Source organism: Pantoea sp. y20, assembly GCF_054903455.1.
The window spans coordinates 1,938,422-1,952,297 of record NZ_CM142816.1 but is presented as its reverse complement, the minus strand read 5'-3'; the positions used below and the strand labels follow the sequence as shown (position 1 = coordinate 1,952,297).

Below are 13,876 nucleotides of genomic sequence, written 5' to 3'. Positions count from 1 at the left end.
AGATATTCTTGCAGATGCAGTTTGAGCAAGCCTACACTCGTGGCGTTTTAATGCAATCATAAAAGTTGCAGATTTTTCGTACGTCTCCTTTCATTTTCACCAAAGCGGAATAACAACAATGCATCTGCAAACGTACAGGGTTCAATGGGCGGTAAGCCTGTCAGGAGTGATGTTGCTGGGAAGCCTGCTGGCCGGTTGCGATCGCGGTGTGGCGCAAAACGCCCCGCCGCCACCGCCCGAAGTAAGTGTCGCGCAGGTGGTCGAGCAGAAAGTCAGCCAATGGGATAGCTTTAACGGCCGTTTCGAAGCGGTGCAGAGCGTGCAGCTGCGTCCGCGCGTTTCGGGCTATATCGATCAGGTTAATTATCGCGAAGGCGATGAGGTGAAAAAAGGTCAGGTGCTGTTCACCATTGACGATCGCACCTACCGCGCCACGCTCGAGCAGGCGCAGGCCGAACTCGCCAACGCGCGCAGCCAGGCTACGCTGGCCCGCAGTGAATCGGCGCGTACCGATAAACTGATCGGCACCAATGTCGTGTCACGCGAAGAGTGGGAACAGCGTCGCTCGGCGGCTAATCAGGCGCAGGCCAGCGTGCTGTCAGCACAGGCGGCGGTGGATATGGCGCAGCTGAATCTTGATTTCACCCGCGTTACCGCGCCGATTGAAGGTCGCGCCAGCCGCGCGATGATCACCACCGGCAACTTAGTGACCGCCGGTGACAGCGCCAGCGTGCTGACCACGTTGGTATCGCAGGATCGTATGTACGTCTACTTCGACGTCGATGAAGCCACCTATCTGCATTATCAGGCGATGGCGCGTAAAGGCGAAAATCGCGGGTCGCTGCCGGTAGAAGTAGCGCTGACCGGGGAAGAGGGTTTTCCGCATCGCGGCACCGTGGATTTCCTCGATAACCAGCTGACCGCCAGCACCGGCACCATCCGCATGCGCGCCTCGCTGGATAATCAGCAGCGTCAGTTCACACCGGGCCTGTTTGCGCGCGTGCGCTTGCCGGGCCGCGCCGACTTCACCGCCCTGTTGATTGATGATAAAGCCGTGCTCACCGATCAGGATCGTAAGTACGTTTACGTGGTCGATGCGCAAGGTAAAGCCCAGCGCCGCGATATTCAGGCCGGCGAGTTAGCCGATGGTCTGCGTATTGTGCAGCAAGGCCTGAAGCCCGGCGACAAGGTGATCGTTAACGGCTTGCAGAAAGTCTTTATGCCTGGCATGCCGGTGAACGCCCAACCGGTGGCGATGCGCTCCGCTCAATAACCTTCGAGACTGCCTTTTATGGATTTCTCCCGCTTTTTTATCGACCGACCGATTTTCGCCGCGGTGCTGTCGATTTTGATCTTTACCACCGGACTGATCGCCATTCCGCTGCTGCCGATCAGTGAATATCCCAACGTGGTGCCACCGAGCGTGCAGGTGCGCGCGGAATATCCCGGTGCCAACCCCAAAGTGATTGCAGATTCTGTGGCGACGCCGCTGGAAGAAGCCATCAACGGGGTAGAAAACATGATGTACATGAAATCCGTGGCGGGTTCCGATGGCGTGCTGGTCACCACCGTGACCTTCCGTCCGGGCACCGATCCGGATCAGGCGCAGGTTCAGGTGCAGAACCGCGTGGCGCAGGCTGAAGCGCGTCTGCCGGAAGAGGTGCGCCAACTCGGTCTCACCACGCAGAAGATGTCGCCGACGCTGACGCTGGTGGTGCACATGTTCTCGCCGCACGGCAAGTACGATTCCCTCTATCTGCGTAACTACGCCACCCTTAAGGTGAAGGATGAACTGGCGCGCCTGCCAGGCGTCGGTCAGATTCAGATCTTCGGTGCCGGTGAATACGCGATGCGCGTCTGGCTCGATCCCAATAAGGTGGCGGCACGTGGCTTGACCGCCTCCGATGTGGTCAGCGCGATGCAGGAGCAGAACGTGCAGGTGTCTGCCGGCCAGCTTGGCGCGGAGCCGCTGAAGAAACAGAGCGATTTTCTGCTGTCGATCAACACCCAGGGTCGTCTTGAGAGCGAAGAGCAGTTCGGCAATATCATCCTGAAAACCGCTGACGACGGCACGCTGGTGCGCCTGCGTGACGTGGCGCGCATCGAGATGGGTTCTGGCAGCTACGCGCTGCGTTCACAGCTGAACAACAAAGATGCGGTCGGCATCGGTATCTTCCAGGCACCGGGCGCCAACGCCATCGATCTGTCAAATGCGGTGCGCGACAAAATGGCCGAACTGGCCACCCGTTTCCCGGACGATGTGCAGTGGGCCGCGCCGTACGACCCAACGGTATTCGTGCGTGACTCGATCCGTGCCGTGGTGCAAACGCTGTTCGAAGCGATTGTGCTGGTGGTGCTGGTGGTGATTCTGTTCCTGCAAACCTGGCGCGCCTCGATTATCCCGCTACTGGCGGTGCCGGTTTCGGTGGTCGGTACCTTCAGCATCCTTTATCTGCTCGGCTTCTCGCTCAATACCTTAAGTTTGTTTGGGCTGGTGTTGGCGATCGGTATCGTGGTGGATGACGCCATTGTCGTGGTGGAGAACGTCGAACGTAATATCGAGCAAGGCTTGTCGCCGACGGCGGCGGCGCATCAGGCGATGCGGGAAGTGTCCGGGCCGATTATCGCCATCGCGCTGGTGCTGTGTGCGGTGTTCGTGCCGATGGCGTTCCTGTCCGGCGTGACCGGTCAGTTCTATAAGCAGTTTGCGGTGACGATTGCCATTTCAACGGTGATTTCCGCCATCAACTCGCTGACGCTGTCACCGGCGCTGGCAGCACTGCTGCTGAAGCCACATGATGCCGCAAAGGATATGCCGACGCGCATTATCGATCGCCTGCTCGGCTGGCTGTTCCGTCCGTTCAACCGCTTCTTCCAGCGCAGTTCAGATGGCTATGAATCGCTGGTGGGTAAAACCTTGCGTCGTCGTGGCGCGGTGTTCGGCGTCTACGTGCTGCTGCTGGCCGGTGCGGGCTTTATGTTCCATACCGTGCCGGGCGGCTTTATTCCGACGCAGGACAAGCTCTACCTGATTGGCGGTGTGAAGATGCCGGAAGGTTCGTCGCTGGCGCGTACCGATGAAGTGATTCGCAAGATGAGCGAAATCGGCATGAACACCGAAGGCGTGGCTTATTCGGTCGCCTTCCCCGGTTTGAACGCGTTGCAGTTCACCAACACGCCGAATACCGGCACGGTGTTCTTCGGTTTGAAGCCGTTCAGTGAACGTACGCGCACCGCCGCGGAAATTAATGCTGAGATCAACGCTAAGATCTCGAAAATCCAGCAAGGCTTTGGCTTCTCGATTATGCCACCGCCGATTTTAGGTCTGGGACAAGGTTCGGGTTATTCGCTGTATGTGCAGGATCGCGCGGGGCTCGGTTACGGTGCGCTGCAAACCGCCATCAACACCCTGACCGGTGCGGTGTTGCAGACGCCGGGCATGATGTTCCCGATTTCATCCTACCAGGCCAACGTGCCGCAGCTGGATGTGCAGGTGGATCGGGATAAAGCCAAAGCGCAAGGCGTGTCGCTGACCGAACTGTTCAGCACGCTGCAAACCTATCTCGGATCGTCGTACGTCAACGATTTCAATAAGTTTGGTCGCACCTGGCGCGTGATGGCGCAGGCGGACGGCGATTTCCGCGATAGCGTGCAGGATATCGGTAACCTGCGTACCCGCAACGATCGCGGCGAAATGGTGCCGATTGGCAGCATGGTGAATATCACCACTACATACGGCCCGGATCCGGTGATTCGCTATAACGGCTATCCGGCGGCGGACCTGATTGGTGATGCCGATCCGCGCGTGCTCTCTTCGGCGCAGGCGATGCAGAAGCTGGAGGAGATGTCGACGCAGGTGCTGCCTAACGGCATGAACATTGAATGGACCGACCTGAGCTATCAGCAATCAACGCAGGGCAATACCGCGCTGATCGTCTTCCCGGTCGCGGTTTTACTCGCATTCCTGGTGCTGGCGGCGCTGTATGAAAGCTGGACGCTGCCGCTAGCGGTGATCCTGATTGTGCCGGTAACCATGCTCTCGGCGCTGGTCGGCGTGTGGCTGACCGGTGGCGATAACAACGTGTTTGTGCAGGTTGGGCTGGTAGTGCTGATGGGACTGGCGTGTAAGAACGCGATTCTTATCGTCGAGTTTGCGCGCGAGCTGGAGATGCAAGGCAAGAGCATTGTCGATGCAGCGCTGGAAGCCTGTCGTCTGCGTCTGCGTCCGATCGTTATGACCTCGATTGCCTTTATCGCCGGTACTATTCCGCTGATTCTTGGTGAAGGTGCAGGCGCAGAAGTGCGCGGCGTAACCGGGATTACCGTGTTCTCCGGCATGTTGGGCGTGACGCTGTTTGGCCTGTTCCTGACGCCGGTGTTCTATGTGACGCTGCGTAAGCTGGTGACGCGCAAGCAACCACAGGCGGAAGTGCAAACTGTGTAAGGGTTTTAGGTGAAATGAACAATCCGGGCCGATGTGCCCGGATTTTTTTTGCGTGCAGATTGAGGCAATAAAAAAGGGCGTCATGAATGACGCCCTTACGGATGAGAGTGGTTTTAGCGGCCTTTTTTACACAGGTCGGCGAGTTCGAGATCGGGCAACTCTTCGCAGTTGCTGGTGTCGTTATGCTTCAGTTCGGCCAGCGCGTCAGCTACGGTGCGGGTTTCCAGCACTTTCAGCGACGCTTCTTCAGCCTCTTCAGCAATCGATTTGAAATACCAACACAGGTTGGCACTGACCAGACAACGCGGTGCCACGTCGGGACGTGACGCCCAGAGTTTTTTATCTTCAATCACAGAAGTATAAATGTCGCGCAGTGTGATTTCGGCGGCCGGGCGACCCAGATGAATGGAACCGGTGCGGCCAAGCGTTGAGACGATGATGCCGTCACGCGTGAGCGGAACCATAAGTTTCCGAATGAAACTGGGGTTCGCTTCAAGACCATAAGCCAATATGGCACTGGTCGAGCGTTTGCCCAGTTGCTCCGCCATCGCTACGCTCAAAACCATCTGCAAAGCTGTCGGGAAGCGGTAATCAAGCATTTCAATATCCTGAGTTGCGGTTATCTTGTTGTTTTTATGCCGCGACAATGAGTAATCAATGAGCAATAAATATAACAAACACTGTTGCTTTTTAGAAGTCAACGCCCGTGATCCAGGCACGTATTCCCCATTTAATCGGGCAGAAGCGCACAGGCTGCTTAGTTTATCACTCCCCTTTCCGACTGTGGGCTGGCCTGCGGCAATTTCTGCTGCAAAAGCGCGACCAACAGCACGTTAATCAACGCCAGAACGCATAACAACCACAGCGTGGCGCTGGCACCGAGGTGCTGAAACACATAGCCACCAACCAGCGGCGTCAAGGCCTGACCAATTAAGGCGGGACGCGCCATGCGCCCTACCACAATCGCGTAGGCCTCTGGTTTGACCATCACCAGCGGTAAAGTTCCCCGCACAATGGCACGCAAACCATTTCCAGCACCGTACAGCACCATGCTGAGCACCGCAAACTGCGGATAACACGCCAGCAGCAACAAGCCGAGCGCCACCAATCCCACCGAGAAAAAGGTGGTCCAGATCGGGTGACCGCGCTTGAAGGCGATGTCTACGATGCGCGATGCCACCTGACACGGACCGAGAATCGCACTGATGGCCAGCGCCGACGCCAGCGTGTGGCCGCTGGCCTGCAGCAGGGTGATCAGCTGCACCGAAATCGCCGTCATGATCACCGATGCGAGCGTGAAAATGCTGCACAGCAGCCAAAACAGTGTCGGTGCCAGTTCGTCGCCCTGCGCGGTCGGTTTTACCTTAGCGGCGGCGATTTTCGCTTCTGGCGCGGGTAGCGCGTAGAGATAGGCGGGCAACACTGAAACACATAACAATCCGGCAATGGCAAAACAGGCGTTACGCCAATCCAGCCAGTGAATCAGCAGCGCGGTGCCCGGCCACACGATAGTGGTACAGAAGCCAGAAATCAGCGTAATGCCGGTTATCGCGCCGCGTGCCTGGCCGCCATAGAGCGTGCCGAGCGTGGCAAACAGCGCATCGTACAGGCCCATAGCCATACCCACGCCGATAATCAGCCAGGCAAACAGAAACAGCGGCAGATTGTGGCTCAATCCCATGATCACCAGACCGATTGCCATCACCGCCCCGCTCGCCGCCAGCAATGCGCGGCCATAGGAGCGGGAAATCAGTCGCCCACTCAGCGGCGCCAGCAAACCGGAAATCAGCATGCCGAGCGATAGCGCGCCATACACCCATTGCTGCGACCAGCCGGTTTCCGCCACGATCGGATTGGCCATCACCGCCATCAAATAGAAGGATCCGCCCCACGACAGGATTTGTACTACGCCAAGCGTAACTATGGCGGCGGCAGGTGGCTTTGGCTGAGGCTTCACAACATTATTCCGTTAGCAGGCAAAGCATTGTTATAACACGTTCATCCAGCTTGAAAAATCCCACGTTTCCCTGCTTAACAAAATCCCTGCGCAATGCTGGCAGACCGGCACCCAAGCCAGTACACTGAAAGCATGTTGTAACTATGGAGGCGTTTTATGGCTCGTTATGATTTGGTTGCCGATCTGCACGAATGCGTTAATGCGCTGGAGGCGGGATTGGGCGCGTTACGTCAACACATTGAGCAGCAACCGCTGTTGATTGCGCGCGTGTTTAGTCTGCCGGAAATCGAGAAAGGCCGCGAACATGATGAAATTGAACGCATCGCGGTGACGCAGCATCTTGGTAAAACGGCACGCGACATGGCGCTAATGCATTACTGCCGCCTGTTTATGCAGCATCAATCGGAAAAGCTCAGCACCAAAGCCGCCGTGCGCTTGCCGGGCGCGATTTGCATTGAAGCCGACGGCGATGTGCATGCGCAGATTACGCAGCAGGTTGCCGAGATTAATACTTTGAAGCAGCGGCTGGAACAGCTGATCACCGTGGAGTCGGGCTTGCCGAGCGAGGCGCGCTTTGAGTTCGTCCACCAGCATCTGCGCGGGTTAATTACGCTTAACGCCTACCGCAGCGTCACGCTGCTCAACGCGCCGGACAGTTTGCGCTTTGGCTGGGCGAATAAAAACATCATCAAAAACGTCACGCGTGATGCGGTGGTAGAACAGCTGGAGCGCAGCCTGAAGGCCAATCGTGCGCAGGCACCGTGGACGCGGGAACAGTGGGCGGAGAAAGTGCAGCAAGAGCTTGAAGCAATCCTCGCGTTGCCAGCCGGTGCGAAGCTGAAAATCAAGCGTCCGGTGAAGGTGCAGCCGATTGCCCGCGTATGGCGCGCCAGCGAGAAGAAACAGGTGCAGCTTGCCTGCCCTTCTCCGCTGCTGGTGCTGTGCCGCGATCGCACGCAGGTGCCGATTCTGGGAGAACTGCTGAACTACGATGCCGATAACGTTGCCTGGCGTCATAAACCGCTGGCCGAGCCGCTGCATCTGATCATTCCGCGCCTGCATTTGTGGAGCGATCGGCTGGCGTAAAATTTATTTTTAAATCGCTGCATCCAATTCGCAGGCTGCCCTCGTATATCAGAGTGTGAGCAACTTCTTCGCTCCCTACTACGAGGATTTATGATGAAAAAGCTAATGAGCATTGCAGTCGTATCCAGCACTTTACTGTTCACCGCAGGTGCATTTGCCGCCATGAATAATGACTCCGTGATGGTCGGCGGCGCAGCGATGTATCCGCAAAAGAACATCGTTGAAAACGCGCTGAACTCCAAAGATCACACCACGCTGGTTGCTGCTGTTAAAGCGGCGGGTTTGGTGGAAACCCTCGAAGGTAAAGGTCCGTTTACTGTCTTCGCGCCAACCAATGCGGCCTTCGCCAAGTTGCCTGCGGGCACCGTTGATAGCCTGGTCAAACCGGAGAACAAAGCGAAGTTGACCAGCATCCTGACTTATCATGTGGTGGCCGGTAAATACGACATGAAAGCGCTGGAGAAAAAAATTAAGCAAGGTGGCGGACATGCCGAGCTGAAAACCGTCAACGGCCAACCATTGTGGATTATGAATAATGGCCCGCACAATATTCAGCTGAAAGATGGTCAAGGCAATGTGGCGAATATCAGCACTTATGACGTCAATCAGAAAAATGGTGTGATTGATGTGATTGATACCGTCTTGATGCCTAAGTAATTGCCTATACTCGGATTGGGCATTTTAGCCAACCGGGAAGATGATGGATAACAGGCTTGCAGAACGGTTAGACAACTTATTGCCGGCGATCGCAAAAGGCGATCGCCGCGCGTTTGAGCAACTGTATCGACTTACGTCGCCGCACCTGTTCGCCCTCGCCCTGCGCATGCTGCGTCAGCAAGGTTGGGCGGAAGAGGTGCTGCACGATTGCTACCTCACCATCTGGAACCGCGCCGCCTCTTACGATGATGCCCTGAGCGCGCCGATGACGTGGATGACGCACATTGTGCGCAATCGCTGCATTGACGGGTTACGCAGCGGACAGGCGCGCCTGACGCTGGAGGCAGAAGAGTTTAGCGACCTGCTACCAATCACCAGCGAAGACGAACAGAATAACTGGCACGATCCGGCACAAGCCGATCGCCTGCGACACTGCATTGGCCATCTGAGCAGCGAACAGCAGCAAAGCATCACGCTCGCCTATTATCAGGGGATGTCCCACAGTGATATTGCCGCCTGGCTGCAACAGCCGGTTGGCTCGGTAAAAAGCTGGATTCGCCGCGCGCTGGAGCATCTGCGGGAGTGTGTGGGCCTATGAACGATAAATTACAACGCGATGAGGCCTTATCAGCTGAGTATGCGCTGGGCACCTTAAGCGGGCTGGCGCGTTTGCGCTTTGCACGCAGGTTGCGTAACGAGCCAGCGCTCGCGGCTAACGTTGCGCGCTGGCAAGCCCTGCTGGCGGGCCTGGATAATCAGCTTGCGCCCGTCACGCCACCGGAAAAGGTGTGGAAAAAGATTACATTGAGTTTGCCCGAGCAACGCGTCATTCAACCCAAACGCCATTATGCGGGCTGGCTGGCGGCTGCCAGTGTCGCGGCGTTCGCCCTGCTCGCCTCACTGTTCCTGCAGCAGCCGACGTTAACGCCGTTGACGGTACTGAACGACGCCCAGCATCAACAGCAATGGGTGGTCAGCGCGGACAGCAAACTGGCGCAGCTGAGCCTGACGCCGTTACATCCCGTGACCATCGCCGATAACAACAGTTTGCAGCTGTGGCTGATTCCGCCAGGCAAAGCGCCGATTTCATTGGGTTTGTTGGATAATCAGAAGGCAACGGATGTGGCGTTGAATAGCACGATTTCCCGCTCAGGCATCATTGCCATCAGCCTTGAACCGCGCGGCGGCTCGCCAACCGGCCAGCCAACCGGTCCGGTGTTGTATAGCGGGCGGCTATAAATCACCGCACAATCCGTAGCGGCGCGATTTATCGCGCAATCAATTGCGCCGCTACGAGGGTGCTACGTCTGCCAGTTTTTAACAGCGGTTTACTGCTTCATGCTGCCAACCATCTCCTCCGGACGCACCCACTCATCGAACTGCTCTTCGGTCAGATAGCCCAGCTTCAGCGCCGAGCCTTTCAGCGTCAGCCCCTCTTTATGGGCTTTCTTGGCAATTTCCGCCGCTTTGTCATAACCGATATGGGTATTCAGCGCGGTCACCAGCATCAGCGATTCGTTCAGCAGCTGATCGATGCGCTCGCGCACCGGTTCAATGCCAATCGCGCAGTGGTGATTGAAGCTGTCCATGCCGTCGGCCAGCAGACGCACCGATTGCAGGAAGTTGTGGATCACCATCGGACGGAACACGTTGAGCTCAAAGTTGCCGGACGCGCCGCCAATGTTCACCGCCACGTCGTTGCCCATTACCTGACAACACAGCATGGTTAGCGCTTCGCACTGCGTGGGGTTCACTTTGCCTGGCATGATCGAGCTGCCTGGCTCATTTTCCGGGATCGCCAGTTCGCCAATGCCGCAACGCGGGCCAGAGGCCAGCCAGCGCACGTCGTTGGCAATTTTCATTAGCGAAGCTGCCAGGCCTTTCAGCGCACCGTGCGCGTGCACCAGCGCATCGCAGGTCGCCAGCGCCTCGAACTTGTTCGGCGCGGTGACAAACGGCTGTTTGGTCAAATCGGCCAGCGCTTTAGCCACGCGAACCGCGTATTCCGGATGGGTATTCAGGCCGGTCCCGACCGCGGTGCCGCCCAGCGCCAGCTCCGCTACGTGCGGAATACTGTTCTCGATGTGTTTAAGATTGTGCTCAAGCATCGCCACCCAGCCGGAGATCTCCTGACCGAGCGTTAGCGGTGTCGCATCCTGCAAGTGGGTACGACCAATCTTGACGATATCTTTGAAGGCGTCGGATTTTTCACTCAGCGTCTTTTTCAACACGTGAATCTGCGGAATCAGCTGCTCCCGCACGGCAATGACCGCGGCCACGTGCATGGCGGTGGGGAACACATCGTTGGAGCTTTGGCTTTTATTCACGTCGTCATTTGGGTGCACCAGACGCGACATACCACGCTCGCCGCCAAGAATTTCACTGGCGCGGTTGGCCAGCACTTCATTCATGTTCATGTTGGTCTGGGTGCCGGAGCCGGTCTGCCAAATTGCCAGCGGAAACTCCTCGCTGTGCTTATCGGCCAGCACTTCGTCGGCGGCTTTGAGAATCGCCTGGGCACGATCGGCCGGAAGCAAGCCGAGATCCTGGTTCACCTGCGCCGCCGCGCGCTTGGTCAGCGCCAGCGCATGCACCAATGCTACGGGCATTTTCTCGGTTGAGATTTTGAAATGTTCCAGCGAACGCTGGGTTTGTGCGCCCCACAACTTATCTGCCGGTACTTCGATCGGTCCCATTGAGTCTTTTTCAATGCGATTGGCTGCCATGACTACGTCTCCTTAGCTCAGATTTTGAGGTTTCCGCTCTAAACGCCTTCCCGCGACGCCGTTGAGCGAGCAAGATTGTCACATACAAGAATTTAACATTATGCGAGCCTATCGCCTTTATTGCACTTGTTCGTGTATTTTCTATGGCACTTTCTGCTTTAATAAGCCTATTTACTTACGGTTATTAAGGGTAAACGATGCAAAAATTGAACAATTCGCTGCAAAATTACGCCTGGGGCAGCAAAACTGCGCTGACCGAACTCTATGGCATCGAAAATCCACAAGGTTTGCCGATGGCGGAACTGTGGATGGGCGCGCACCCGAAAAGCCCGTCTACCGTTGAGGTCAATGGCGAAGTGCGTTCGCTGCGTGAGGTGATTGACGCCGACAAAGTCGCCATGCTCGGCAAAGCGGTGGCTGGACGTTTCGGCGAGCTGCCGTTCCTGTTTAAAGTGCTGTGCGCCGATCAGCCGCTGTCGATTCAGGTACATCCCAGCAAAGCTGCTGCCGAACAGGGTTTTGCGCGTGAAAATGCCGCGGGCATTCCGCTGAGCGCTGCCGAACGTAACTATAAAGACGCTAATCACAAGCCCGAGCTGGTATATGCGCTGACACCCTTCCAGGCGATGAACGGTTTCCGTGAGCTGCATGAGATTGTCTCGCTGCTGGAGCCGGTGGCCGGTGCGCATCCGCAGATCGCTCACTTCCTCGAAAACGCTGACGAAGCCAATCTGGCCAAACTGTTCGCTACGCTGCTGTCGCTGCAAGACGAGGCCAAATCGCGCGCCATCGGCGTACTGAAATCGGCGCTCAACGCGCGTGAAGGCGAACCGTGGCAGACCATCAAATCTATCGCCATCGATTATCCGGATGACAGCGGTCTGTTTTCGCCGCTGCTGCTCAATGTTATTACCCTGCAGCCCGGCGAAGCGATGTTCCTGTTTGCAGAAACGCCGCACGCCTATCTGAAAGGCGTGGCGCTGGAAGTGATGGCGAACTCCGATAACGTGCTGCGCGCCGGTCTGACGCCGAAGTTCATCGATATCCCGGAATTGCTGGCTAATCTGAAGTTTCAGGCAAAACCGGCCGCGACGCTGCTAACGCAGCCGCAGCGCGACGGCGAAACCCTGAACTTCCCGATTCCGGTAGAGGACTTTGCCTTTGCCATTCATGGGCTTTCCGCTGCGCCGCAAACGTTGGCACAAAACAGCGCGGCCCTGCTGTTCTGCATTGAAGGTCAGGCGATAATTGAGAAGTCCGGGCAACAGCTGGTGCTGAAGCCGGGTGAATCCTGCTTTGTCGCTGCCAATGAGTCGCCGGTCAACGCGGCAGGCACCGGACGGCTGGCGCGCGTGTTTAATACGCTCAACTGAGATCCGGCTGACGCTGACAGCATTAACTGCTATTCTTTTAAACTATTAATTTAAAACGCCTGCGGGCGTTTTTCTTCACCCGTCGCGCACCGATCAGCGGCGTGCGGACGCAAGGATAAGGACGACACAGCGATGAAAAAGACCCAGGTTGCCGTAGGTGTGATTGTGGCGCTCGGCGTGATTTGGACTGGTGCTGCATGGTTTACCGGTAAACAACTGGAAAGCCATATGGATGAGATGTTGCAGAACGCCAACGCGCAGCTGAATGCTTACGCGCCGAACAGCCGTTTGACGCTGAGCTATCAGGATTATCAGCGTGGCGTGTTTAGCAGCAAAACCAAATTGGTGGTGCAGGCCAGCTCACAAACCAATGACAATCCACTGTTGAAGCCTGGTCAAAGTATCGTGCTGAACGAGACGATCGATCACGGTCCGTTCCCGTTCGCCCAGTTGAAGCGCGGCAGCCTGATCCCAAGTATGGCGTCTGTGCATACCGAACTGGAAAACACCGATGCGGTGAAGAAACTGTTTGAACTGACCAACGGCAAATCGCTGGTCAACGCCGATACCCGCGTCGGCTACAGCGGTGCGACCAATACCGATCTCAACCTGCTGGCGGTGGATTATAACAATCCGCAGACCGGCGATCGTCTGGCCACCAATGGCGGCACGCTGAACATCAGCGCCGACAGCAAAGGTGACAAAGTCAGCCTCGACGGCGACTTCTCCAGCATCGCGGTCACCAGCAAAAACCAGGTCGAACTGCCGGTGCTGTTTACGCTGAATGGCCTGAAACTGAGCGGCGATACCCATCTCAGCCCGGAAGGCGTGCGCGTCGGCGATCAGTCGATCTCTCTGGATAAACTGGATGCCAGCATCAACGGCCAGGAAGGTTTGTCGCTGGAGAAGCTGAAAACCACCTCGTCCTTCGACAATAAAGAAGGCAAGATTGGTGGCCAGCTGGATGTCGATGTTGACAAAATTACCCTACAGAAGCAGCCGTTTGGTGAAGCTAAGCTGGCGATGAAGTTTGCGCAGTTTGATGCGCAGGCGGTGAAAGCCTTCTCCGATACTTACAACGCGCAGATGCAGGATCTGCTGAACCAGCCGGGCGTGGCGGAAGATCCGATTCGCTATCAGGCCAGCGTGCAAACCATTCTGCGTAATAACCTGCCAACGCTGTTGAAAGGCTCGCCAACGCTGAGCATCGCGCCGCTGAGCTGGAAAAATGAAAAAGGGGAAAGCACATTTAACCTGAACGTGGGCTTTAACGATCCGGCCACCGTGAGCGGCGAAGCTCAGAGTTTGGGCGCTGCAGTGGATCGCGTGCTGAAAACCCTCGACGGCAAGCTGGCGATCAATATGCCAATGGCAACAGAAACCATGCGTCATGTCGGTTTGGCGGAAGGTTATCAGGGTGACGATGCGCAGAAGCTGGCGGATCAGCAGGTTAAGGGTCTAGCAGCGATGGGCCAGATGTTCCGCCTGACGCAGCAGCAGGATGACAACATCGTCACCAGCCTGCAATACGGTAACGGCCAGGTCACCATGAATGGCGACAAGATGACGCTGGAGCAGTTCCTGTCACGCTATATGCTGGGCGCACCAACCAGCGAAGGTATGCCAGAGTAAT

At 56.8% G+C, this 13,876-nt stretch carries 11 protein-coding genes; 8 read left to right on the top strand and 3 right to left on the bottom strand.

The annotated features are described in order from the left end of the window. Positions 1-118: 118 nt before the first annotated feature. Entirely contained in the window at positions 119-1,273 is a 1,155-nt protein-coding gene (locus ACYAC5_RS09200; protein WP_101764498.1) for an efflux RND transporter periplasmic adaptor subunit, read from the top strand. Between the two features lie 18 nt (positions 1,274-1,291). Further along, positions 1,292-4,444 (top strand): multidrug efflux RND transporter permease subunit OqxB, encoded by a 3,153-nt coding sequence (oqxB, locus tag ACYAC5_RS09195; protein WP_277974810.1) that lies wholly within the window; start codon positions 1,292-1,294, stop codon positions 4,442-4,444. A gap of 113 nt (positions 4,445-4,557) precedes the next feature. Here oqxB and ACYAC5_RS09190 read toward each other — a convergent pair whose 3' ends face one another. Together ACYAC5_RS09190 and ACYAC5_RS09185 are read right to left on the bottom strand one after the other, a co-directional pair. After that, a complete protein-coding gene (locus tag ACYAC5_RS09190) occupies positions 4,558-5,043 on the bottom strand; it encodes an RrF2 family transcriptional regulator (protein WP_008110154.1) in 486 nt (161 codons plus the stop codon). Positions 5,044-5,201: 158 nt separating this feature from the next. Continuing rightward, positions 5,202-6,401: an MFS transporter gene (locus tag ACYAC5_RS09185; RefSeq protein ID WP_192411915.1), complete on the bottom strand. Its 1,200-nt coding sequence runs from the start codon at positions 6,399-6,401 to the stop codon at positions 5,202-5,204. A 156-nt stretch (positions 6,402-6,557) separates the two neighbouring features. Between ACYAC5_RS09185 and tus the strand changes: the two genes are divergently transcribed. The 4 genes from tus to ACYAC5_RS09165 all read left to right on the top strand — a co-directional run bounded on the left by tus (position 6,558) and on the right by ACYAC5_RS09165 (position 9,383). Further along, positions 6,558-7,487 carry a DNA replication terminus site-binding protein gene (gene tus / locus ACYAC5_RS09180; RefSeq protein ID WP_101764501.1) on the top strand — a complete coding sequence of 310 codons (930 nt, stop codon included), beginning with the start codon at positions 6,558-6,560 and terminating at the stop codon, positions 7,485-7,487. A 93-nt stretch (positions 7,488-7,580) separates the two neighbouring features. Beyond that, positions 7,581-8,144 carry a fasciclin domain-containing protein gene (locus ACYAC5_RS09175; protein ID WP_192411980.1) on the top strand — a complete coding sequence of 188 codons (564 nt, stop codon included), beginning with the start codon at positions 7,581-7,583 and terminating at the stop codon, positions 8,142-8,144. Positions 8,145-8,187: 43 nt separating this feature from the next. Beyond that, positions 8,188-8,742, top strand: a complete 555-nt coding sequence (locus ACYAC5_RS09170; protein ID WP_277974919.1) for an RNA polymerase sigma factor — start codon at positions 8,188-8,190, stop codon at positions 8,740-8,742. Then, positions 8,739-9,383: an anti-sigma factor gene (locus tag ACYAC5_RS09165; RefSeq protein WP_137385709.1), complete on the top strand. Its 645-nt coding sequence runs from the start codon at positions 8,739-8,741 to the stop codon at positions 9,381-9,383. The genes ACYAC5_RS09170 and ACYAC5_RS09165 overlap by 4 nt, the downstream gene beginning before the upstream one ends. 89 nt (positions 9,384-9,472) lie before the next feature. Here ACYAC5_RS09165 and fumC read toward each other — a convergent pair whose 3' ends face one another. Then, the gene (fumC, locus tag ACYAC5_RS09160; RefSeq protein WP_101764505.1) at positions 9,473-10,870 is read right to left on the bottom strand and encodes a class II fumarate hydratase; all 1,398 of its coding nucleotides are present in this window, start codon (positions 10,868-10,870) and stop codon (positions 9,473-9,475) included. A gap of 197 nt (positions 10,871-11,067) precedes the next feature. Here fumC and manA point away from each other — a divergent pair, with 197 nt between their 5' ends. Both manA and ACYAC5_RS09150 read left to right on the top strand, forming a co-directional pair. Next, entirely contained in the window at positions 11,068-12,243 is a 1,176-nt protein-coding gene (gene manA, locus ACYAC5_RS09155) for a mannose-6-phosphate isomerase (RefSeq protein WP_462062860.1), read from the top strand. 132 nt (positions 12,244-12,375) lie between these two features. Beyond that, positions 12,376-13,875: a YdgA family protein gene (locus tag ACYAC5_RS09150; protein ID WP_277974807.1), complete on the top strand. Its 1,500-nt coding sequence runs from the start codon at positions 12,376-12,378 to the stop codon at positions 13,873-13,875. Position 13,876 lies beyond the last annotated feature (1 nt).

What these genes read in the sequence shown, in the direction of transcription:
- ACYAC5_RS09165 (WP_137385709.1), top strand. Translation starts at nt 8,739, where the DNA reads ATGAACGATAAATTACAACGCGATGAGGCCTTATCAGCTGAGTATGCG.
- tus (WP_101764501.1), top strand. Translation starts at nt 6,558, where the DNA reads ATGGCTCGTTATGATTTGGTTGCCGATCTGCACGAATGCGTTAATGCG.
- ACYAC5_RS09150 (WP_277974807.1), top strand. Translation starts at nt 12,376, where the DNA reads ATGAAAAAGACCCAGGTTGCCGTAGGTGTGATTGTGGCGCTCGGCGTG.
- manA (WP_462062860.1), top strand. Translation starts at nt 11,068, where the DNA reads ATGCAAAAATTGAACAATTCGCTGCAAAATTACGCCTGGGGCAGCAAA.
- fumC (WP_101764505.1), bottom strand. Translation starts at nt 10,870, where the DNA reads ATGGCAGCCAATCGCATTGAAAAAGACTCAATGGGACCGATCGAAGTA.
- oqxB (WP_277974810.1), top strand. Translation starts at nt 1,292, where the DNA reads ATGGATTTCTCCCGCTTTTTTATCGACCGACCGATTTTCGCCGCGGTG.
- ACYAC5_RS09170 (WP_277974919.1), top strand. Translation starts at nt 8,188, where the DNA reads ATGGATAACAGGCTTGCAGAACGGTTAGACAACTTATTGCCGGCGATC.
- ACYAC5_RS09200 (WP_101764498.1), top strand. Translation starts at nt 119, where the DNA reads ATGCATCTGCAAACGTACAGGGTTCAATGGGCGGTAAGCCTGTCAGGA.
- ACYAC5_RS09175 (WP_192411980.1), top strand. Translation starts at nt 7,581, where the DNA reads ATGAAAAAGCTAATGAGCATTGCAGTCGTATCCAGCACTTTACTGTTC.
- ACYAC5_RS09190 (WP_008110154.1), bottom strand. Translation starts at nt 5,043, where the DNA reads ATGCTTGATTACCGCTTCCCGACAGCTTTGCAGATGGTTTTGAGCGTA.